A 22663-nucleotide genomic window follows, 5' to 3' on the forward strand; every position below is an offset into this window, starting at 1 on the left:
GCCTTTCGAGGGTTACGTGACGTGAAGTGACCTGACAACAGGGAGAGTTCAGGCGAGGAGGGAGCGACCGATGATTTCCTTCATGATCTCGGTCGTACCACCGTAAATCGTCTGGATACGGCCGTCGGTGAAGGCCTTCGCGACGCGGTATTCCGTCATGTAGCCGTACCCACCGTGCAGTTGCAGGCAGCGGTCGGCCACCCGCTTCTGGAGTTCGGTGGCCCACCACTTGGCCATCGACGCATGGACCGCGTCGAGCTCGCCGTTCGAGTGGTCGACGATGCAGCGGTCGAGGAACGTACGCGTGACGGCGCATTCCGTGGCCATCTCGGCGATCTCGAAACGGATGTGCTGGAGCTTGGACAGCGGCCGCCCGAACGCCTCACGCTCCTTGACGTACGTCGTGGTGATCTCCAGCAGGTACTCGGCGGCGGCGATCCCGGCGACCGCGATGCCCATGCGCTCCTGCGCCAGGTTGGTCATCAGGTGGATGAAGGCGCCGTCGAGCTCGCCGAGCAGGTTCTCCTTCGGGACGCGTACGTCGTTGAAGAAGAGCTCGGCGGTGTCCTGGGACTTCTGGCCGATCTTGTCGAGGTTGCGCCCGCGCTCGAAGCCTTCGGCGCCGCGCTCCACGACGAGCAGGGACAGGCCCTTGGCGCCGCCCTCGGGGGAGGTTTTGGCGACGACGATCACCAGGTCGGCGAGGATGCCGTTGGAGATGAAGGTCTTCGAGCCGTTGAGCAGCCAGTGGTCGCCCCGGTCCTCGGCGGTCGTACGGATGCCCTGGAGGTCGGAGCCCGCGCCCGGCTCGGTCATCGCGATGGCGGTGATCGTCTCGCCGGAGCAGAAGCCGGGCAGCCAGCGCCGCTTCTGCTCGTCGGTGCCGAGGCCGGTGAGGTACGGGCCGATGATGTCGTTGTGCAGGCCGAGCGCGAGCCCGGCGGCCCCCGCGCGGGTGAACTCCTCGGCCAGTACGGCGCTGTAGCGGAAGTCGGCGTTCCCGCCGCCCCCGTACTCCTCCGGTACGGCGAGACCGAGCAGCCCCTGCTTGCCTGCCGCCAGCCACGCGTCGCGGCTGACGATGCCGTCCGTCTCCCATTGTTCGTAGTACGGCGTCACTTCCTTCGCCAGGAAGGTGCGCACCGTCTCCCGGAAGGCCTCGTGCTCCGCGGTGAAGATCTGACGCTTCAACTCTGTCTCCTGCCTCTGCAGCCAGCCCTTATTGGGCGCCGTCCTTCTCGCTGTCCTTCTCGATGCTTGGTACGTCCCAGTCGCGGGCCACTTCGGCCGTGTCCGCGCCGGGCCGGGCAGGGCCGCCGCGCACCGCCCCCGGCGTGGCCGAGAAGCGCGGCGCGGGCGCGGGCTGGGTGATGCCGCCGTGGGTGATGAAGGTGGAACGGGCGGCCAGGTGAGGGTGGGAGGGGGCCTCGCGCAGGGAGAGGACAGGGGCGACGCAGGCGTCGGAGCCGTCGAAGACGGCGGTCCACTCGTCGCGCGTCTTCGTTCTGAAGCGGGCCGCGATCACGTCGCGCAGTTCGCCCCAGCGGGCCATGTCGTGGCGGGCGTCCGCCTCGGCTTCGTCGAGTCCGAGGAGGCGGGTGAACTCGGCGTAGAACTGCGGCTCCAGCGCGCCCACCGCCATGTACTGGCCGTCCGATGTCTCGTAATTGCCGTAGAAGGGACATCCGCCGTCGAGAAGGTTGGACGCGCGCCGGTCCTGCCACCCTCCGGCCGCCACCATCCCGTGGATCATCGTGGCGAGATGGGCCGCGCCGTCCACGATCGCGGCGTCGACGACCTGGCCGGCGCCGCCTTCCGTACGGGCGTGCTGGAGCGCCGCGAGGACGCCGATGACGAGGTAGAGCGAGCCGCCCGCGTAGTCGCCGACGAGGTTCGCGGGGACGGTGGGCGGCTCGTCGGGCTTGCCGAACATGCCGAGGGTGCCGGTGAGGGCGATGTACGCGATGTCGTGGCCGGCGCGCTGAGCGAGCGGGCCTTCCTGGCCCCAGCCCGTCATCCGCCCGTACACCAGCCGCGGATTTCGGGCCAGGCAGGCGTCGGGGCCGACGCCGAGGCGCTCGGTGACGCCGGGGCGGTAGCCCTCGATGAGTACGTCGGCGCGCTCGACGAGGTCGAGGACCCGGGCCGGGCCGGTGGCGGACTTGAGGTCGACGATCACCGAGCGTTTGTTGCGGTTCGTGAGGTCGTACGCCGGATCAATGCCCAGGCCCGCGCCGCCCGGGCGGTCCACCCGGACCACGTCGGCGCCGAGGTCGGCGAGGAGCATGGCGGCGAAGGGGCCGGGGCCGATTCCCGCCAGTTCCACCACGCGCACTCCGGAGAGCGGGCCGTTCCCTGTCGCTGCCATCAAGCCCCCAGCACTGTGACACAACTGATGTAACATCGATGATGCTAAGAACGTGTTCCACTCTGCACAAGCCCTTGGGGCGAGCAAGCGCTTAGTTCTTTTTACCGGCGATCACCGCTACCCTCTGCCCCCATGAACGAGACGGTTCGGCGCACGTACGACATCGTGCTTTTCGGGGCGACGGGCTTCGTCGGGGAACTGACCGCGGAGTACCTGGCCGCGCACGCACCGGCCGACTGCCGTTGGGCGATAGCCGGGCGCAGCCCCGCGAAGCTGGAGAAGCTGCGCGAGCGGCTCATCGCCGTCAATCCGGCCTGCGCGACGCTCCCCATCCTGCACGCCGACGCGGCCGACCCCGCATCGCTGCGCGAACTGGCCGCCCGCACGCGGGTGGTGGCGACGACCGTCGGCCCGTACGTCCGGTACGGCGAAGCGCTCGTCGCCGCCTGCGCCGACGCGGGCACGGACTACGCGGACCTCACGGGCGAGCCGGAGTTCGTCGACCGGATGTACCTGGCGTACGACGCGCGGGCGCGGGAGACGGGGGCACGGATCGTGCACGCCTGCGGCTTCGACTCGGTCCCGCACGACCTCGGCGTGTACTTCACGGTCAAGCAGTTGCCCGAGGGCGTACCGCTGCGCGTCGACGGATTCGTACGCTCCAACGCGATGTTCTCGGGCGGTACGTTCGCTTCCGCCATGACCGCGTTCGGGCGCGGGCGGCAGATGCTGCGGGCCGCGAAGGAGCGGCGGCTGTCCGAGCCGAGGCTGGTGGGGCGGCGGGCGCGGGCCCCGATCGGTGCGCCGCGGCGCAGCCGCGAGACGGGGACGTGGGCGCTGCCGCTGGCGACCGTCGACCCGCAGGTGGTGGCCCGTTCGGCGGCCGCACTCGATCGGTACGGGCCGGACTTCCGCTACCGGCACTACGCAGCGGTGAAGTGGCTGCCGGTCGCGGTCGGCGGGGTGGCGGCGGTGGGGACGGCGTTCGCGCTGGCGCAGATCCCGGCGGCGCGCACGTGGCTGATGAGCCGGTACGCGGCGGGCTCGGGGCCCGACGAGGAACGCAGGGGCCGGAGTTGGTTCACGGTGCGCTTCGTGGGCGAGGGCGGCGGGCGCCGGGTGTTCACCGAGGTGTCGGGGGGCGACCCCGGCTACGACGAGACGGCGAAAATGCTGGCCGAATCGGTGCTGTGCCTGGCCTTCGACGAGCTGCCGGCGACGTCGGGGCAGGTGACGACGGCGGTGGCGATGGGAGACGCGCTGCTGGAGCGGCTGATGGCGGCGGGGGTGCGGTTCCGGGTCGCGGCGGTGCGGGAGTGACGCGGGCGAGGCGCCTTCAGCCGCCGCTGATCCAGCCCGCGATGGTGTAGATCATCCCGCCGGTCCACGCGAGTGCGGCCAGGCCGCCGACCAGGATGCCCACGTTCGTACGGCGGCCGGCGCGGTGGACGGTTACGGATTCGACAGCCGGCCTGGGGTGGGTGGGGTGGTCGAAGTGGTCAAAGTGGTCGAGGTGGTCGAGGCGCTCAGGGCGCGTGTATGCAGTCATACGATCACCTTGTCCCATTGCGCCTGTTCAAACATCCGTATAGATACTCAGTTACGTGGTTGTTCCGAAATCCGCATCAATCGCCTCCCGCAGGGCACGGCGGCACAGGGCGTCCGCCGCGCGCGTCGACTCCGGGAGCCGGAAGCCGGGCGCGAGGCGCAGGGTGTGCGCGCAGGCGTTGTCCAGGCTCACGCGGTGGCCGACGGAGACGAAGACCGGCTTCACGCCGTCCTGGGTGCGCAGCGCGCGGCCCACTTCTTCGCCCGCCTCGTCGAGGAGGGGCGACTGGGCGCCGCGGCGGGGGCCCGGCTGCTCGTAGGTGAAGGTGAAGGGGTTCTTGGCCACGCCGATGGTCGCGAGGCCCGTCACGACGCCGAGGTGGCTGGCCAGGCCGAAGCGGCGCGGGTGAGCCTGTCCGTATCCGTCGCAGACGACGAGGCCCGGGTCCGCCGTCAGGGATTCGAGGGCGGCGAGCACCGTCGGGAGTTCGCGGAAGGCGAGCAGGCCGGGGACGTAGGGGAAGGCGACGCGGCCGACCGCCGTGGCCTCTTCCACGATGGTGAGCGTCGCGGCGTCGAGGACGACGGCCGCCGCGGCGACGATGTCACGCTCGTCGTCGTACGCCACGTCCACGCCCGTGACGAGGCCGGTGCCGGGGGGCGGGCCTGGCTCGTCGAGTACGACCCGGGTGCGGAGTTCGTCCTGGATCGCCCGGGCTTCGGCTTCGTCGGCGGGGGCACGGAGGCTCTTCATAGTGATCAGAGCCTACGGGGTAGCCTGGCGATCATGTTCGTACTGGAGTTGACCTACACCGCACCCGTCGAGCGCGTCGACGAGCTGATGGAAGCGCATGTGGCGTGGCTGGACGCGCAGTACGAGGCGGGGGTTTTCATCGCCTCGGGGCGGAAGCAGCCGCGTGACGGCGGGGTGATTCTGGCCGTCGCGGACGACCGGGCGCGGATCGAGGAGATCGCGGCGGCGGATCCGTTCACGGTGGCGGGGGTTTGCGCGTACCGGATCACGGAGTTCGTGGCAACGAAGACGGCACCTGCGCTGGCCCCGTACCGGCAGCAGCCGCCGGCGTAGAGCGGGCCCCTTGGACGCCCTAGGGGCGTTATGTCCTCAATCGCCGGACGGGCTTCATAGTGCCGACCAGGACTTGATCCGCCAGCAGGGCTGCGCCATGCCCGCCAGAGGCAGGGCGTTGGCCGCTGGATGCGCGACCTGCCGGGAAGCGGCTTGCCTCGCCCGGCGAGGCAGGCGGCCTTGCAAGGTAGGACTTGCTTGGCCTTGCCCGGCGACTCCGGCTCTGCTTGGCCTGAACGGTCCGCATGTGTTCACATTTCAGCCGGTCCAGCGGCTGAGGACCGAACCCCGCAGCAGCACCCCGCACCGGCGGGGCGGCCTGGTCTCTCCGCCGGTGCGGAAACCAGCCCGTCCGGCGGTTGAGTGCCAGCTCCAGGCGGCGGCGGGGTGGTCAGAAGTCCAGGCGGGCCGCTCGGCCCTTTTCGCCTGATGCCCAGCAGCCGAAGTCCGGTGCGCAGTCCACCGTGTCGTACGAGCCGGTGTCGATCGTCCGCCAGTTGCGGCCGCCGTCCAGCGTCAGGTTCGTCCCCGTGGGGCCGACCGCCAGCGCGCCGGACTTGGTGTGCGGCAGCCAGGTCACGCCCGAGCGGTATGCCGGTGGTGGCGTCTTCGACCGGTGCCAGGTCGTGCCGCCGTCGGCGGTTACCGCCGCCGCCTCCGGCGACGGCAGGCCCGTGCGGTAGTCGCCGCCGACCGCGAGGCCGTGGTCCTGGTCGCGGTCGCGGAAGGCGAGGCCGAAGACGCCCCGCGCCGGGTCGCCCGCCGGGATGGTGGCATCCGCGGCGGTCCAGGTCAGGCCGCGGTCGGCGGAGTGCAGCACCCGCCCCGTGGCGCCGCCGCCCGTGGCCAGCCATACGTCCCGCGGCCCGGCGCTGACCAGGCACTGGCCGCTCGCCGCGAACGCCGCCTCACCGGGCTCGGCAGCCGGCATGCCCGCGTTCGGCAGGACGGTCCACGACTTGCCGCCGTCGCCGGTGGACAGGATGCGGTACTTGCCATCGACCGGGTCGCTCATCGCGAGACCGTTGCGGCTGTCGAAGAAGGTGACGCAGTCGTAGAAGGCCCTCGGGTCGGTGTTGCGGAAGGTCTCGGTCCAGGTCTCGCCGCCGTCAGCCGTACGGAAGACCCTGGACACCTCGCCCTCCCCGATCGCCAGCACCACCGCCCGCCGGCCGTCGAAAGCCTCGATGTCGCGGAACTCCAACTGCCCCGCCCCCGGCGGCGAGACGTCACGCCAGGTGCGGCCGCCGTCAGACGTGCGCAGCACCGTGCCCTTGGCTCCCGCCACCCACGCGGTCTTCCTGCTGACCGCCGACAGGCCCCGGAAACGTACGTCGTTCTTGCCGGTGTCCTTCAGCTGCCAGCGAGGCGCGTTTCCGTTCGGTTGTACGTTCGCGTGCGCCGGCGCCGACACCGGCGCCGACAATGCCGCGGCCAGCGCCGCCCCACACAGGCCCAGTGACACCACTCGTCGCGTCTTCCCCATGCCCCTCATGGCGCTGGAAGCTAGCCCACCGCGACACCACCGTCCAGACGGTGACGCACGTCACGTCCCGCCCGCATGCACGGATTCCCGTGTTCTTACGTCTGTCCCTATGACAGGACGCATCAACCCGAGCCGTGAGAGGGAGCAGCCCTTGTCTCCCGTGATTGAGCAAGCCGTGCAGACCCGTCTGGTGTCCTCCACACCCCGGATGGAGACGGTTCCGGCGACCCTGCGGTACGACAGCGAGGACCCGTTCGCCGTACGCATGGCCTTCCCGCCCGCCGCCACCCTGGAGGGCATCGAGGTGGCCTGGGCGTTCGCCCGTGAACTGCTGGACACGGGCACGGACCGGCGGGCCGGCCTGGGCGACGTACGCGTGCGACCGTACGGTTACGGGCGGACCGTGCTGGAATTCCATGCCGTGGAGGGGACCGCGATGGTCCACATCCGCACGTCGGATCTGCGCCGCTTCCTCAAACGCACCCACGAGCTCGTCCCCGCCGGCGGCGAGCATCTGCATCTCGATGTCGACCACGACCTGGCCGAACTGCTGCGCGACGCGCTCTGACGGGTCGCGGACTCGAATAATCGGTTGGCCACGCAGGGGCCGCGACGTACTTTGGTCGTGGCCCTGCTGTCGTCGATCGGAGTGGACGTTGCTCGTCTGAGGTCTTGAGACACCGTGTCGTGCAGACTGACTCTCTCCTCTGTGCGCGCCGCGTGCGACCTCGGCACTTGAGCCGTCCGGCCCTGCTCCGCCGCACCCACGCCATCCCCCGGTGTCTCCACCCGTTGCCCTTGCTCGTTCTTCAGCAACCGGGAGGCCCCCTTGTCTGCCGTCCCCACCCATCTCAGCTGCTCCGCGCTCTCCTTCGGCTGGCCCGACGGAACGCCCGTCTTCGACGGTTTCCAACTGGCCGTCGGTCCCGGCAGAACCGGACTCATCGGCCTCAACGGGTCGGGCAAGTCCACCCTGTTGAGGCTGGCTGCCGGTGAACTCACCCCCACCGGCGGGAAGATCCAGGTCGTCGGCGAGGTCGGTTATCTGCCGCAGGATCTCGTCCTCGACACCACGCTGCGCGTGGACCAGGCCCTCGGCATCGCCGGCGCGCGTGCCGCGCTGCACGCCATCGAGGCGGGCGAGGCGACGGAGGAGAACTTCGCGGCCATCGGCGACGACTGGGACGTCGAGGAGCGCGCCCGCGCCACCCTCGACCAGCTCGGGCTCGTCCGGATCGGCCTCGACCGGACCATCGGCGAGGTGTCGGGCGGCGAGTCGGTGCTGCTGCGGCTGGCCGCGCTGCTGCTGCGCCGTCCCGGCGTACTCCTGCTCGACGAGCCGACGAACAATCTGGACCGCCGCGCGCGGGAGCGTCTGTACGCCGCAGTCGAGGCATGGTCCGGCGTGATGATCGTGGTCAGCCACGACCGCGAACTGCTGGAGCGCGTCGATCAGATCGCCGAGCTGCGCGAAGGTGAAGTCCGCTGGTACGGCGGGAACTTCTCCGCGTACGAGGAGGCTATCGCCGTCGAGCAGGAGGCGGCCGAGCGCATGGTGCGGGTCGCGGAGGCCGACGTACACCGGCAGAAGAAGGAGCTGGCCGAGGCACAGGTGAAGCTGGCCCGCCGCAAGCGGTACGGGCAGAAGATGTACGACAACAAGCGCGAGCCAAGGGCCGTCATGAACCTCCGCAAGCGCGCCGCGCAGGAGTCGGCCGGCAAGCACCGCATCATGCACGCCGAGAAGCTGGCGGAGGCGAAGGAGCGGCTGAGCGGGGCGGTGGACGCGGTGCGCGACGACGACGAGATCAGCGTCGTACTGCCGCACACGACCGTACATCCGGGGCGCCGGGTGCTGACGCTGCGTGATCTGCGATTGCGGTACGGGCCCGGGATCGCCGGTGAGTTCGAGGTACGCGGTCCCGAGCGGATCGCGCTGGTCGGGCGGAACGGGTCGGGCAAGACGACGCTGCTGCGCACGATCACCGGGGAGCTGGAGCCGGTCTCGGGTGAGGCGCTCGCGCATGTGCCGCTGCGCTTTCTGCCGCAGCGGCTCGACGTACTGGACGACGCGCTGACGGTGGCCGAGAACGTGGCGGAGTTCGCGCCTTCGGCCACCAACAACGCCATCCGGGCGCGGCTGGCACGCTTCTTGTTCAAGGGAGCGCGGGCTGATCAGCGGGCCGGGACGCTGTCGGGCGGCGAGCGGTTCCGGGCGACGCTGGCGGCGCTGCTGCTGGCCGAGCCGGCGCCGCAGCTCCTGCTGCTGGACGAGCCGACGAACAACCTGGACATGGCGAGTGTGCGCCGGCTCACACAGGCTCTGGAGTCGTACGAGGGCGCACTGATCGTGGCGAGCCACGACGAGCCGTTCCTGGAGTCGATCGGGATCACCCGGCGGCTGGAACTCGGGAGGAATGACGTGGATGAGGTGAGCGAGAGGGATGAAGAGGATGCATCAGGGAACACGGAGGGGAACCAAAGCTCGTAGTCTGAGTGACATGGCTCTCGATACGGCCGTCTGACCTGTACGCATAACAGATCGTAACGGGACATTACAAACGGGGACTTGGCTCAGCTCTTACGACGCCCTTAACCTACGGTCTCGTAACCTACGAAGCCGTAGGTAATTTATGCCCGCAGCCCCCGTCCCCAGGAGCACCAGTGACGATCACCTCTCCCCAACTCGGCAGTTCGGACGCGTGGACCGACGCCCGACTGCTGTACGCGCTGGAAGAGGTGGTGGAGAAGGAACTCAACCGCCATCTCAAGGTCGCCAAGGACTGGATGCCGCACGAGTACGTGCCGTTCTCCGACGGCCGCAACTTCCCCGGCATCTTCGACGACGGCCAGGCCTGGGAGCCTGAGCAGTCGAAGGTCACCGACATCGGCAAGATCGCGCTCGTCGTCAACCTGCTGACCGAGGACAACCTCCCCAGCTACCACCACGAGATCGCTTCCCTCTTCGGCCGCGACGGCGCCTGGGGCACCTGGGTGCACCGCTGGACGGCCGAGGAGGGCCGGCACGGCATCGTGATGCGTGACTACCTGCTCACGTCGCGTGCCGTCGACCCCGACAAGCTCGAAGCGTTCCGTATGCAGCACATGTCGGAGGGCTTCGAGTCCGACAACCGCCACTCGATGCTGCACTCGGTCGCGTACGTCGCCTTCCAGGAGCTCGCGACCCGCGTCTCGCACCGCAACACCGGCCACCAGTCGGGCGACCCCGTCTGCGACCGCATGCTGGCGCGCATCGCGACCGACGAGAACCTGCACATGGTCTTCTACCGCAACCTGCTGGGTGCGGCCTTCGAGATCGCTCCCGACCTGACGATGCAGTCGGTGCGCGACGTCGTCGTCGACTTCCGGATGCCCGGACACGGCATGCCCGGCTTCGAGCGCGCCGCCGCGCAGATGGCCATCGGCGAGATCTACAACATGCGCATCCACCACGACGACGTGCTCCAGCCCGTCCTGCGCTACCTCAAGGTCCTGGAGATCGACGGGCTCGGCCCGGAGGGTCTGAAGGCGCAGGAGGAGCTCGGTCTGTACATGAACGGACTGGACGCCGAGGCGAGCAAGTTCGACGAGAAGCTGGCCGCGCGCAAGGCCCGGATGGCAGCCCGCGCCGCCTCCGCCTGATCCCCTGCTCTCAGCTCTCAATCCGCCGTCACCACGGCACAGGCCGCGTCACGCACGTCCTGTACCGGGTGGCGGCGCAGCTGTTTCAGCATCTCGCGCCACGGGTCTGCCCATTCCGTGCGCCTGCCGCCGACGTCGGTGAGGGTGACGGCCAGCAGCCCCTCGGCGTGAGAGCCGTCCTCGCACAGCAGCCCGGCCTGGGCGAGCAGGGCGTCCGTGTCCCCGGGGCGGGCGGCCGAGTCCAGCCGGTCCTCCAGGCTTTCGGCGGTACGGACCACCAGGGCGGGACGGCCGTCGTGCAGCCCGGCCAGCCGGACCAGGGCGGCGCGCAGCTGCGCCGGTCCGGCGTCGAGATCCAGGGCGTGCACCAGGAGATCGGCGGCCTGCGGCACGAAGTCGCGGTGGCCGGCGAGAAGTCCGGCGGCGGCGTACGCCACGGGGCGTACGGCGTCGGGGCGCTGCCAGGTCTCGGTGATCAGCCCGGTGACGAGGGACTCGGCCCGCCGACGCGCCGGGCGATCCCGTACGGTCCCCGCGTCGTCGGCCGTCCCTTCCGCGCTCGCGTCCGCGATGACCAGGGCTTTCAGTGCCTGCCCCACGGCCAGGCCCGCTTCGGGGCCGGTCGCGGCGGCGGACGTGAGACCGTACGCGGCGCCCCGCCAGACCGATCGGCGGTCCAGCTCGCTGATCGCGGCCACCAGGACCGCCGGGGCGCCCGGCGCCCAGGGGATCCACCCGGCCAGTGCCCGCAGGGCGAGGCCGGCGAGGTCGTCGTCCTCGGTGGCGCACACCTCCTGGACGAGCCGGGCGTAGCCGGGCCGGTGCGGCTCGGGCAGGTCCATGGGCTGGACGCGCAGTACGGCGGTGCGTACGGCCGTCTCCCCCGCCGCCGCGTCCCGGAGCATGCGCCGGACGCGGTCGTCGCCGAGCAGCGGCGCCGCGAACGCCACACAGGTGGCCCGTACGTCGCGGTGCTGGCCCGGCATCGTGTACGCCTCGGCCAGCAGCTCCGCCGCCCCGGCCTGCGGCAGCCGGGTCGCGGCGAGCCGCACGGCCTCCTTGCGGCTGGTGACCTTCGCGGCGCCCTCGCCGGGTGCCACCAGCCCGCGCAGCAGCGCGCCGAGCAGCGAGGGCCGGACGTACCGGGAGGCGCGCGTGGCGGCGTACACCGCGACCCGCGCACGGTCTCCGCCGGCGTGGCTCAGCAGCTCCGCGACCGCCTCGGCGGGCCGGTCGGTCCACGCCAGGGCAGCCAGGGCGGCCTCGGCGAGCACCACGTCCCCGGCGCCGGTCCACTGCCGCACCGCGTCCAGGCCGGTGCCGGGCAGGTTCGCGGACTGGGCTATGGCGGTGGCGCGGGCGTTCAGCGGCAGCTCTTCGTCCCGTGCCGTGCGCGCCAGCAGACCGGCGGCGGCGCGCTGCTGGCGCGGCACCCAGCGGCGTACGTCCGGCCCCACGGGGACGGTCCACGGGCGGTCCTTGGCCAGGAAGCGGCCGTACGGCGGGGTGTCGCCCAGGAGCTGGTCGAGCAGGTCTGTGCGCCGCCGGGTGAGCACGCGCAGGACGGGGTCCAGCACGGCGGCCGACGGCTCGCGGGCGAGGATGCGCTCGACGCGTTCGTCGCGGCCGGCGGGCGGGTCCAGCCAGAGGGCGATCGCGCTCCGCGCGGTGCGGTTGTCTTCGCAGCGGACGGCCTGCCACAGGAGTTCCTGGAGTGCCGGCATCGCGGCGGCCCGCTTGCCGAGGGCGCGTGTGAGGGCGAAGGCGAGCCGGTGGTCGCCCTTCTTCGCGCCCGCGTCCAGCCAGGGGCGCAGGGCGTCGAAGACCTGGTGCTCCTGGCCGCGGCGCAGGGTGTGGTCCAGCCGGCCCAGTTCGGCGCCTCCGGTGGTCGCCGCGATGCGCGCCAGGGTGCGTAGCGCCCAGTTCACCAGGGCGAGCTGCCCGGTCGTCCCGTGCTCGGACGCGTGCTCGCGGAGCACGGCGAGGGCGAGGCTGCTCAGGTCCTGCCGGGCGTCCCGGCAGCAGTCCCGTGCCTCGACGGCGTCCGTGGTGACGCGCTCCAGGTGCGGCGCCGCCTCCTCGGTGAAGAGCGCGGGATGCGTCGCGGCGAGGGCCTGCAGGGCGGGCGAGCGCACCGGGTCCTGCTCGTTGCGCAGCCGCGCCATCTCCTCCAGTACGGCGGTGACGGCGGCCGGGTCGCCGGAGCGGCCCGCGTTGCGTATCAGCAGCGGCCAGGCCTCCGCGCGTTCCCCGGCGGTCGGCCGGCGGGTGGCCTCGACGAGCCGGTGGCGCGCCTCGGCGACGGGCAGGTACGACTCGGCGAGCAGCACCGTGTTCCACCGCGCGCCGTGTTCCCTGGCCCGGTCCGCCATCCGCCGCGCCTCCCGGGCGGCGTAATCGCGCGGCAGTGAATCGAGCAGCACGGCGTCGACGGTGCCGAACCCGCCCTCCCCCTGCCCTTCCGCGACGGACGCCCAGAAGAGCCCTCGCTCCGCCGGGGGCAGAGCCATGGCTAGCCGGGCGACGTCGTGGGTGTACGGCCCCATGGCCCGCCCGAGCTCGACCACCGCCTCCCGTGGGGCGTTCCGTGCGAGGCGGCACAGAACGCTGCGGCGCAGGGCCCCGCTGCGGCGGATCGCGTGTCCTCCGGGTCCGAGGAGCAGCCGCACCACACCCGCGGGGTCGGCGGCGGCCAGCGCGTCGAAGCGGCCGTGCAGCGCGAGGGGCAGCGCGGTGGGTGCGTACCGGCCGAGGAGGCCGAGCACGCGCAGCGGTTCTGCGTCGAGCGCGGACGCCACCGCGTGGGCGTTCCGCTGCCACCAGCCGTCACGCAGGGCCTCGGGCAGCGCGGCGAGCTCGCCCTCGGCGGCGTCGAGCACCAGGGCGGGGTGGCGGGCGCCGAGCGCCTTCCAGCTGTGTACGGCGTGGAACAGGGCGGGCAGCAGCCGGGCCACCGTCTCGTGGCCGCAGATGGGCAGCAGCCGCACGGCCTCGGCGTCGCCCCAGGTGTCACGCAGCTCGTCGACGATGCGTTCCGCCAGGGCGCTCCGGCCGTCCCCGACGACCGCGCGCAGCAGCTGGTGGCGTACGGCGGCGGGTGCGTCGTCCAGCGCCGCCTCGTACGCCGCGTCGGGTACGCCCAGCCTGCCCGCCACCCGCAGGGCCTGGCCGCGTACGAAGTCGTCCGCGTCCGCCAGCCGTGCGGCGACCCAGTCGGCGTCGCGTCCGACGGCGGCCGCGACGGCGGCGATCCCCCGCTCGTACGGCCCGCGCCCGTCGAGCTCCTCCAGGACCGGCCGGAGCGTACCGTCGGCAGCCAGCTCCCTTGCTCGAACGGCCAGTTGGCGCATGCGCCGCGGGTACGACAGCGGGTCGAGCGCGTCGAGCAGTCGGTCGGCCTGACGCTGCGGAGGATGAACCATGGGGAGATTGTGCCTGGCGGGGACGGCGGCACCCACTGAATTTCGAGGGTCGCTGCACGGCCCCTCGCGCATCGACACCGCTTCCTGACCGGGAGCGCCGGCGCCGGCGTCACACGCGCGCGTCCTCCCGGATGAGCTCCGCCGCCTTCTCGGCGATGGCCACCGTGGGGGCCTGCGTGTGTCCCCGAGTGATCCGGGGCATCACCGAGGCGTCCACCACGCGCAGGCCTTCCACTCCCCTCACACGCAGCCTGGGGTCCGTCACTGACCCGTCGTCGGTGCCCATCCGGCAGGTGCCGACGGGGTGGTAGAGCGTTTCGCAGGAGTCCCGGATCGTCCGGGCCAGGGCCTCGTCGTCGACGATCCCCGGGTACGGCGCCATCGGGCCCGCCGTGTACGGCGCGAACGCGCTGTCCGCGAAGAGGGCTTCGGCCCGGCGCACACCCGCTGTGAGGCGGCGCAGGTCGGAGGCGTCCGTCAGGTATCCGGGGTCGATACGCGGCGCCGAAGTCGCCTGGTCGTCGGTCAGGGTGATGCGGCCCTCGCTCGCGGGCTGGAGCAGGATCACACCGATGGTGACACCGTGCTCGGTCGGCGGCGTGAGGCCGTGCTGGACGAACGGCCCCGGAGCGTAGATCAACTCGATGTCGGGCGCGTCCAGTTCCGGCGTACTGCGGACAAAGGCGACAGCCTCTCCGACGTTTGAGGTGAGCGGTCCGCGCCCGGACAGCAGGAAGCGGCCCACGTTCCTGAGCGTGTCCGCCCCGGTCAGCGTGACCGGCAGCGGGCAGCGCATGGTCACCGCCGTGGACAGGTGGTCCTGAAGGTGCCGGCCCACGTCGGGTGAGACCGCCCGCAGCTCCACTCCGGTCTCCCGCAGATGCTCCGGGTCTCCGATGCCGGAGAGCATCAGCAACTGCGGGGAGCCGATGGCGCCCGCGCTGAGGATCACCTCGCGGCGGGCGCGCAGTACGTTCCCCGAGGCCGTCACCACCCCCGTCACACGCGTGCCTTCGAAAGCGAGCCGCCGTACCCGGACATCGGTGATGACGTCCAGATTGGGTCGGCGCGCGGCCGGTTTGAGATAGCCGTCGGCCGTGCTCCAGCGCCGGCCGGCCCGCTGGTTGACCGGGGTCAGGGAGAAGCCGCTGGGATCCGGGACGTTCAGTTCCGGCAGCTCCGTGAGACCGGTGCTCCGGCAGGCTTCGAGGAAGGCGGCCGTGGTCGGGTTCGGATCGCGCGGCGGCGCTATGGACAGCGGCCCCTCGGTTCCGTACACCGAGGGCCGGCCGGAACCGTCGGGCGCGGCGCCGGTCCACCCTTCCGCCCGCCGGAAGTAGGGCACGATCCCGTCGTGCGACCACTCGGGCCCGGCCGCCTCGCCCCACGCGTCGTAGTCGTCGCGGTGGCCGCGTACCCACATCATCGCGTTGACCGACGAACAGCCGCCCAGCACGTGGCCGCGTGGCCAGTACAGCTCGCGGCCGCCGAGCTCGGTCTGCTTGGCGGTGCTGAAGTCCCAGTCGTAGGGCGTCTTGAAGAGTTTGGGGAAGGCCGCGGGTACGCGGATCTCGGTCTTACGGTCCTTCCCGCCCGACTCGACGATCGCGACGCGCACCGTGGGGTCCTCGGAGAGGCGGGCGGCGAGCACACAGCCCGCCGACCCGGCTCCGACGATGACGTAGTCGTACCCGGTCGTTGCCTGCCTGCTGCTCAACATGTCCCCCTGGCCTGTTCGCTGACGGTGCGGACCTCAGCATGGACCGCTCCCCGCCGCCGTGCCAGAGGGCATGAGAGCCCTCAGCGGGGGCCGCGCCTGAGGCGCAGTCGTTCCTTCTCGGAAAGTCCGCCCCAGACGCCGAACCGCTCGTCGTTCGTGAGCGCGTACTCCAGGCACGCCACCCGCCCTTCGCAGGCGCCGCAGAGCTGCTTGGCCTCGCGGGTGGAGCTGCCGGGGGCCGGGAAGAAGAACTCGGGCCCGGCCTGGGCGCACAGTGCTGTCTCCTGCCAGGAGAGTTCGCGTTCGGCAGTGATGTTGGTCGGCATGCCGCACACGCTGCCCCGCGGGGATCAACGTCCGATCAACGTCCGCTCAACACCACCGACCACACGAACTCCGGATTGCCGGGAATAAGGACCCCGCCTCAGTGATCGTGACCTGCCGGATGGTGCGGCTCGTACCCCGGAATCGTGCCGTCCGGCTTGGCGACCAGGAAGAGCCCGGCCATCCCCATGTCGGAATGGCTTTGAACATGGCAGTGATACATCCACGCGCCCGCGCCCACGTGTTCACCCGCGATGATCTGGAAACCGAACGAGTCCGCCGGCCCCGTGATCTTGTTGTCGACCACACGGCTGGGGTCGTCGGGGCCGGTCAGCAGCCCCGTCCTGTTGTCCGCCCACCGGTGACCGTGCATATGGAACGTGTGGTAGAACTCGCCATGCGTGATCATGACGATCTCCACCCGGTCCCCCACCGTGGCCTCGAAGTTGGGACTCCGGTGACCCGGCTTGTTGTTGATCGTCATGTCGTTGAAGACGATGGTGAAGGTCCTGTCCGGCAGGATGTCGCCCTTCCGCCGTACGATCACCCCACCGTAAAGCCCTTTGCGGATGCCGCCCGTGCCGTGGTCCGTGCCGACCACGTGGTCGTGGTAGTGCCAGTAACCCGCGCTGCCGGCCCGCCAGGTGCCGTCCTTGCGCCGCCCGGGGACGTGCGTACGCCAGGTGTACGTCCGGGTCCCGCCGGGCTCGACATGACTTCGGCTCAGCTTCGTGCCGTCACTCGCGACGTCGTAGTCGACACCGTGCACGTGAAGACTGACCGGCACGTCCAGCGTGTTCTCGAACTCGATGTGTACGGTGTCGCCTTCGACGATCTCGATCAGCGGCCCGGGCACCGACGCCTTGCCCTTCTCGAAGCCGTAGCCCAGCTGCCCGTCGGGCAGCTTCTCGGCGTACATCTTCAGCCGGTGGATCCGGCCGCCGGCCGGCGCGGTCTTCGGCGGGCCCTCGGCCGCCACCGCGGAGGGGCCGGATTCGGTGAGCGACAACGATGTCACGCCGGTCGCCGCGACCGCCCCGCCAGCCAGCAACTGTCGGTTGAAGCTTCGTCTGTCCATTGCCTGACTCCCCACCCACGTACGGAGATTGACGGGCACACCGTAGCGGGACGAGCCCAGTTCATCCACACCAAGGACAAAGGTCGCGCTATTCCGGTCATACCTCTTGGCGCGTCGCGAAAAGAGGTCTAGCTTCGTCGCCGTTCCTGTGACCACTGAGGGATGGGTGAACACATGCATCGCGCACCACATCACCGGTCAAAACCCCGACGCGCACTGACAGCGGCCCTGACGGCCGGAGTTGTCGCATCCGGCCTGCTCGGCGGCACGGCCGCCTCCGCCAAACCGTATCCGGAACCCTCGCCAACCGACGCGACAACGTTGTCTCTCCCCGCGCTGCCGTCTCCGCCCGGCGGCGCGAATGTCCGCGTGCTGGTCTTCCACGGATCGGCAGGCGCCGACGAGCCACCGACCGTCAACGCCGGTATCGAGGCCATCGAGAAGATCGGCCAGTCCGGTCCCGCCGCGCAGCGCTTCCGCGTGGAGGCCACGGACGACGCGAGCGTCTTCACCACCGCCAAGCTCGGCAAGTTCAACGCCGTCGTCTTCCTCACCGGCGGCGGCGATGTGCTCGATCCGGAGCAGGAGGCGGGCCTGGAGGCGTACATGGAAGCAGGCGGCGGCTTCCTCGGCATCCACGACGCGGCGCGCACCGAGCCGTACTCCGACTGGTTCGGCGGCCTGATCGGCGCGCGGCCCGCCGCCGGCGGACCCACGAACGTACAGCGCGCGACGGTGGAGGTCGGCGACCGGCAGCACCCCGCGACCACCGGCCTGCCGCTCCAGTGGAAGCGCCCCGACAAGTGGCTCAACTGGTCGAAGAATCCGTCCGGCGACGTCCACACCGTGGCGCGCGTCCGTGAGGCGACGTACAAGCCGGGCACGAGCGCCAACGGCTGGGACCATCCCGTCTCCTGGTGCCGCGACTACGACGGTGGCCGGTCCTTCTACACCGGCATGGGGGGTACGGCCGAGTCCTTCCAGGAGACGGACTTCCGCGACCACCTCCGGGGCGCCCTCCAGTGGACGACACGCCTCGCTCGCGCCGACTGCAAGGCGAGCGTCAACGCCAACTACAAGGCCGAGCGCCTCACCGCGCCCAACCAGCCGGGCCAGTCCGACCAGATCGGGGAGCCGCACGGCCTGGTGACGGCCAAGGACGGCCGGGTCATCTACATCGGCCGGGGCGGCGGCGACAACAACGCGCCGGTCGTGACCGACTGGAACAACCCGGACATCGGCAAGGGCCAGGGCCAGATCCACGTCTACGACCCGAAGACCAAGAAGGTCACGCTCGCGGGCGCCCTCACCGTCTTCGGCAACAAGGGCGGCGGCGACGAGCTGGTCAAGAACGAGGAGGGCCTGCTCGGCGTCGAGACGGACCCCGGCTTCCTCACCAACGGCTGGGTGTACCTGCACTACACACCCCACGCGCGGATCAACCGCGACACGCGCATGGCCGAGCGCCGGGTCTCCCGCTTCACGCTCGACCTCGCCACCAACAAACTGGACCTCGCCTCCGAGAAGGTCCTGCTCAAGTGGCCGGTGCAGATCCACAGTTGCTGCCACGCGGGCGGCGGCCTGGCCTGGGACTCGAAGCAGAATCTGTACATCGCGACGGGTGACAACAACTCCTCCCGCTTCAGCGACGGTTACTCCGGCAACAACCCGGAGCCGAACTTCAAGGGCGTGTCCTTCGCGGACGCCCGCCGTACCGCCGGCAACACCAACAACCTCAACGGCAAGATCCTGCGGATCCACCCCGAGGACGACGGTACGTACACGCTCCCCGAGGGCAATCTCTTCACCGGCAAGGAGCCGGACGAGGGCGGCGGCAAGACGCGCGGTGAGATCTACGTGATGGGCGTGCGCAATCCGGCGCGCATCGCGGTCGATCCGAAGACCGACATCCTGTACGCCGGCTGGGTCGGCCCGGACGCGGGGGCGCCGAGCACCACGTGGGGCCCGGCGAAGTACGACACGTTCGCCGCGATCACGAAGCCGGGCAACCACGGCTGGCCGTACTGCATGGGCAACAACCAGCCGTACCGCGACCGGAACCTTCCCGACCCGACAAAGCCGCTGGGCTGGTACGACTGCGCGCATCCCAAGAACGAGTCCCCCAACAACGACGGCCTGGTCAAGCTCCCGCCCATCACGCCCAACACCATCTGGTACTCGCCCCAGGGCGGCGGCGTCGACTACCCGCGCGACGCCAACGGCGTGCCGAGCTACAAGCAGGAGGAACAGAAAATCCTCCTGCCCTGGCTCAAGGGCGGCGGCCAGGCGACGATGAACGGCCCGGTCTACCGCTATGACGCGACCAGCGACAGCCCGGACAAGTGGCCCGCGTACTGGGACGGCAAGTGGTTCGTCGGGGACTTCTACGACGGCGACCAGCCGCGCCACGCCGTGCTGACCGACCCCAGGACGGTCGGCAACGGCGGACTGCCCACGCACGCCGAGTCGCTGAAGAAGATCATCCCGGTGGGCGCGGACGGCATCCGCAACCTCATGGACTGGAAGTTCGGGCCGGACGGCTCGCTCTATGTCCTCGACTACGGACGCGGGTTCTTCACCTCGGACGCCAAGTCGGCGCTGTGGCGCGTGACGTACAAGGGAGGCGAGCCGACACCGGCCGCCACGGATCTGGCCAGGAAGGCGGAGTAGGCAGTGAAGCTGAAACGAAGAGCTCCTCATCTGTGGACGGTGCTCGCGGTCACCCTGCTGATGGTCCTAGGCCTGACGTCGACGGCGGCGTACGGCCGTGGGGACGACGCCGCAGCCAGGTCCGCTGCCGCCCAGACCCTCACCTGGACCGCAGGCGACCCCATCGACCGCTACCTGACCTTCCCCCGAACAGCGGTGGCGGGCGAGACGACGATCGTCTTCGAGAACAGCGCGGCGACCGGCAACACGACCGGGATGCCACACACGCTGACGTTCGACGTGTCGGACCCCGAGTACAACAACGACGTACAGCTGAACATCCTCGCCAACCCGAGCGACGCCCAGGGCGGCAAGCACACCGCCACCGTCACCCTCACACCCGGCCGGTACTTCTACCACTGCACCATCCCCGGCCACGGCTCGATGCAGGGCATCCTCACCGTCACCGAGGGAGGCGGCGACGACACCACCGCGCCGGAGACCTCGGCAACCGTCAGCGGCGAGAAGAACGCCGACGGCGCGTACATCGGGCACGCCTCGGTGAGCGTCGCGGCGACCGACGCGGGCTCCGGCGTGGACAGGATCGAGTACGCCGTCGGGGCGGCCGGCGCCTGGCAGCCGTACACCGCGCCCGTCATGGTCCACGAGGTCGGTACGCACAAGATCCGCTACCGGGCCACGGACAAGGCGGGCAACACGTCCGCCGAGAAGTCGGCCGACTTCACCATCGTCGCACCGCCGACGGACGACAAGACACCACCCGAGACGTCAGTGACCGTCAGCGGCGAGAAGAACGCGGAAGGCCAGTACCTCGGCATGGCGACGGTCACGGTCACCGCGTCCGACACCGGCTCGGGCGTCAACACGATCGAGTACGCACTCGGGGCGTCCGGCGCTTGGACGGCGTACAACGGCCCGGTCATGGTCCACGAGACGGGCACTCACAAGGTCCGCTATCGCGCCACCGACAAGGCGGGCAACGCGGCCGCCGAGAAGTCGGCCGACTTCACGGTCGTCGCGCCGCCGACGGACGACAAGACCCCGCCGCAGACCACCGCGACGGTGACCGGCGACAAGAACGCCGACGGCGCGTACATCACCAGCGCCAAGGTGACGCTCGCCGCTACGGACGCGGGCGGCTCAGGTGTCGACAAGATCGAGTACTCGCTCGACGGTGGCCCGTACCTCGCCTACACCACACCGGTGATCGTCGACCGCGTCGGCCGGCACACGGTCGACCACCGGGCGACCGACAAGGCGGGCAACACGTCCGTCGCCAAGCAGGTGGCGTTCACGATCGCGGAGGGCGGCGGCGTACCCGCGCCGAACTGCCCCGAGCACGACGAGCGGCTGACGGTCATCGTCGGCACGGTGGACACGGGCGTACCCAACCGCGTCACGCGCAATCGCTGCACAATAAACGAGCTGATCGAGGACGAGAGGGAGTGGACCTCTCAGGCCCTCTTCCTCAAGCACGTCGACACCGTCATCGACAAGCTGCTGTACGACGGTGTCATCGACGAGCGCGAGCACCGCAAGATCTATCGCGCCGCCAAGCAGTCCGGCATCGGCAAACCGGGCCAGACCGCCGGCTACCGCGATCTCTTCGACGGTACGCAGTCCTCCTTCGCCAAGTGGCAGCAGGTGGGCGGCGGTTCGTTCGGCCTGAACGCGGACGGCTCGATGACGAGCAGCACCACGACGCCCGGCATGGGCATGCTGTGGTTCCCGGAGCGCAAGTACGAGGACTTCTCCCTCAAGCTGCGCTGGCGCGACGACGCACCGGGCACGGGAAACGCCAACGCCGGTGTCTTCGTCCGCTTCCCGCAGGTCCACGACCACCCGGAGGAGCCGCGTCCGGAGTGGGTGGCCATCAAGTACGGGCACGAGGTGCAGATCCTGGACCGCCCGGACGGCGACATGTACAAGACGAGCTCGGTCTACGGCTTCGACCGCGTGGGTCTGGGCAGCGCGGGCGTCACACCCAAGGGCACCTGGAACGACTACGAGATCCGGGTGGAGGGCCAGCACTACTCGGTCTTCCGCAACGGTGTCCTGATCAACGAGTTCGACAACACCGGCGGGCAGGACTTCTACCCGCCGCGCGCGGACGACCCGGGCTCTGACGGCCGGCGGTACGCCTCCGGCTACATCGGCCTCCAGGTGCACGGGACCACCGACGTGATCTCGTACCGCGACATCCGCATCAAGCAGCTTTAGCGGAGTGCTACGCCCCGGCGGGCGCGGCCGCGTGCGCAGGCGCGCGGTCGCGTCCGCCGGGGTGCCGGTGCCGGTACACCCAGAAGACCGTGGAGGAGACCAGCACCCATCCCGCCAGCACCACGAACGGGAAAGGGTGCTGGTGCCCCTGGAAGTACACGGCTGTGTGCTGGGCGTTGACCGAAGCGCCCGGCGGCAGCCACTGACCGATGTGGCCGAGTACGGACGGCAGCAGCGGCCAGGACACCGCCCCGCCCGACGACGGGTTTCCCAGGAGCACCATCAGCCCCCAGGTGGGGAGCATCGCCCACCGGCCCATCAGGGTGTTGAACATCGTGAAGACCATCCCGGACGTGAACAGCGTGAGCGCCAGAATCAGCCACGACTCGACGAACGGCAGATCGAGCGCCCCGAGCAGCCAGTCCACGACGGCGGCGATCGCGAACGCGCCGAGGAGTGAGTAGGCAACGGTGAAGCCGATGCGCTCGGCGGGGTTCAGCACGCGGGCGTGCACGCTCAGCTGGATCGCCCCGACGAAGCCGATGATGACGGCGGCGAGCGAGATGTAGAAGAGGGCGAGTCCGCGCGGATCGCCCTCTTGCAGCGGCTTGATGTCCCTGATCGCGACCGGTACACCGGTCTGTTTACCGACCTTCGCGCCCGTCTCGGCGAGCACCTGCGCGACCGAGGCGCCCGACGCCCCCGCCACGTCGAGCTCGACGCCACGGCCTCTCATCCGCACAATCGCGAACTCCTCCTGCTCGTCGACGGCGTAGCGCGCCTCGGAGTAGGTGTCGTAACGGGTCAGGACGAGCGAGGCGTTGAGCGCCTTCTCCATGCCGGTGACGAAAGCCCGGCCGTCCGGTGCGGACATGTCGCCGACCACGGCAGTGGGAATCCGGTGCGGGGTGGGGTTGGCCATGGTGTACGTGTAGGAGCCGGCGAAGAGGCCGGCGGCGGCTGCCAGGATGAACAGCAGCACGAGGGCGGGCAGGAACGGCGACTCCTTGAACGCCGCCCACTTCTCGGCGCGGGTCGGCGCTCTGCCGTGCGCCGGGCCGCGCGGTGCGCCCTCGCCAACGCCCTCGCTCATCCGGC

17 protein-coding genes are annotated in these 22663 nt (G+C 70.6%); 7 read left to right on the forward strand and 10 right to left on the reverse strand.

The window, feature by feature from the left end:
- Window positions 1-48: 48 nt before the first annotated feature.
- Together J7E96_RS26550 and J7E96_RS26555 are read right to left on the reverse strand one after the other, a co-directional pair.
- Window positions 49-1191, reverse strand: a complete 1143-nt coding sequence (locus J7E96_RS26550; RefSeq protein WP_215134617.1) for an acyl-CoA dehydrogenase family protein — start codon at window positions 1189-1191, stop codon at window positions 49-51.
- A gap of 28 nt (window positions 1192-1219) precedes the next feature.
- Window positions 1220-2368 carry a CaiB/BaiF CoA-transferase family protein gene (locus tag J7E96_RS26555; protein WP_251070470.1) on the reverse strand — a complete coding sequence of 383 codons (1149 nt, stop codon included), beginning with the start codon at window positions 2366-2368 and terminating at the stop codon, window positions 1220-1222.
- A 132-nt stretch (window positions 2369-2500) separates the two neighbouring features.
- Between J7E96_RS26555 and J7E96_RS26560 the strand changes: the two genes are divergently transcribed.
- Window positions 2501-3688, forward strand: coding sequence for a trans-acting enoyl reductase family protein (locus J7E96_RS26560; protein ID WP_215134620.1), 1188 nt, complete (start codon window positions 2501-2503; stop codon window positions 3686-3688).
- Between the two features lie 16 nt (window positions 3689-3704).
- Here the strand turns inward: J7E96_RS26560 and mmpA are convergent, their stop codons facing one another.
- Window positions 3705-3917 (reverse strand): morphogenic membrane protein MmpA, encoded by a 213-nt coding sequence (mmpA, locus tag J7E96_RS26565; protein ID WP_215134621.1) that lies wholly within the window; start codon window positions 3915-3917, stop codon window positions 3705-3707.
- Between the two features lie 51 nt (window positions 3918-3968).
- The gene (locus J7E96_RS26570) at window positions 3969-4670 is read right to left on the reverse strand and encodes an endonuclease V (RefSeq protein ID WP_215134623.1); all 702 of its coding nucleotides are present in this window, start codon (window positions 4668-4670) and stop codon (window positions 3969-3971) included.
- Window positions 4671-4703: 33 nt separating this feature from the next.
- Between J7E96_RS26570 and J7E96_RS26575 the strand changes: the two genes are divergently transcribed.
- Entirely contained in the window at window positions 4704-5003 is a 300-nt protein-coding gene (locus J7E96_RS26575) for a YciI family protein (protein ID WP_215134626.1), read from the forward strand.
- A 391-nt stretch (window positions 5004-5394) separates the two neighbouring features.
- Here J7E96_RS26575 and J7E96_RS26580 read toward each other — a convergent pair whose 3' ends face one another.
- On the reverse strand, window positions 5395-6498 hold the full coding sequence (locus J7E96_RS26580) for an oxidoreductase (RefSeq protein ID WP_215134628.1): 1104 nt from the start codon (window positions 6496-6498) through the stop codon (window positions 5395-5397).
- 142 nt (window positions 6499-6640) lie between these two features.
- Here J7E96_RS26580 and J7E96_RS26585 point away from each other — a divergent pair, with 142 nt between their 5' ends.
- The 3 genes from J7E96_RS26585 (at window position 6641) to J7E96_RS26595 (ending at window position 10131) form a co-directional block, all read left to right on the forward strand.
- On the forward strand, window positions 6641-7057 hold the full coding sequence (locus J7E96_RS26585) for an SsgA family sporulation/cell division regulator (protein ID WP_215134630.1): 417 nt from the start codon (window positions 6641-6643) through the stop codon (window positions 7055-7057).
- Between the two features lie 261 nt (window positions 7058-7318).
- On the forward strand, window positions 7319-8980 hold the full coding sequence (locus tag J7E96_RS26590) for an ABC-F family ATP-binding cassette domain-containing protein (protein ID WP_215134631.1): 1662 nt from the start codon (window positions 7319-7321) through the stop codon (window positions 8978-8980).
- 173 nt (window positions 8981-9153) lie between these two features.
- The gene (locus tag J7E96_RS26595; RefSeq protein WP_215134633.1) at window positions 9154-10131 is read left to right on the forward strand and encodes an acyl-ACP desaturase; all 978 of its coding nucleotides are present in this window, start codon (window positions 9154-9156) and stop codon (window positions 10129-10131) included.
- A 17-nt stretch (window positions 10132-10148) separates the two neighbouring features.
- Here J7E96_RS26595 and J7E96_RS26600 read toward each other — a convergent pair whose 3' ends face one another.
- From J7E96_RS26600 to J7E96_RS26615, 4 genes are all read right to left on the reverse strand, one after another.
- Window positions 10149-13553, reverse strand: a complete 3405-nt coding sequence (locus J7E96_RS26600) for a hypothetical protein (RefSeq protein WP_251070471.1) — start codon at window positions 13551-13553, stop codon at window positions 10149-10151.
- A 109-nt stretch (window positions 13554-13662) separates the two neighbouring features.
- Entirely contained in the window at window positions 13663-15273 is a 1611-nt protein-coding gene (locus J7E96_RS26605) for a GMC family oxidoreductase (RefSeq protein ID WP_215134635.1), read from the reverse strand.
- Between the two features lie 80 nt (window positions 15274-15353).
- On the reverse strand, window positions 15354-15599 hold the full coding sequence (locus J7E96_RS26610) for a WhiB family transcriptional regulator (RefSeq protein ID WP_215134637.1): 246 nt from the start codon (window positions 15597-15599) through the stop codon (window positions 15354-15356).
- Between the two features lie 98 nt (window positions 15600-15697).
- Complete coding sequence (locus J7E96_RS26615) at window positions 15698-16675, reverse strand: multicopper oxidase domain-containing protein (protein ID WP_215134639.1); 978 nt, start codon at window positions 16673-16675, stop codon at window positions 15698-15700.
- Between the two features lie 174 nt (window positions 16676-16849).
- On the opposite strand from J7E96_RS26615, the gene J7E96_RS26620 reads away from it, so the two are divergent.
- Window positions 16850-19345, forward strand: coding sequence for a ThuA domain-containing protein (locus J7E96_RS26620; protein ID WP_215134641.1), 2496 nt, complete (start codon window positions 16850-16852; stop codon window positions 19343-19345).
- A gap of 60 nt (window positions 19346-19405) precedes the next feature.
- A complete protein-coding gene (locus tag J7E96_RS26625; RefSeq protein WP_215134699.1) occupies window positions 19406-21565 on the forward strand; it encodes an OmpL47-type beta-barrel domain-containing protein in 2160 nt (719 codons plus the stop codon).
- Between the two features lie 7 nt (window positions 21566-21572).
- Here J7E96_RS26625 and J7E96_RS26630 read toward each other — a convergent pair whose 3' ends face one another.
- The gene (locus J7E96_RS26630; RefSeq protein ID WP_215134643.1) at window positions 21573-22658 is read right to left on the reverse strand and encodes an ABC transporter permease; all 1086 of its coding nucleotides are present in this window, start codon (window positions 22656-22658) and stop codon (window positions 21573-21575) included.
- Window positions 22659-22663: the final 5 nt, after the last annotated feature.

The sequence above is a fragment of the Streptomyces sp. ISL-96 genome (assembly GCF_018614035.1).
Taxonomy (GTDB): domain Bacteria; phylum Actinomycetota; class Actinomycetes; order Streptomycetales; family Streptomycetaceae; genus Streptomyces.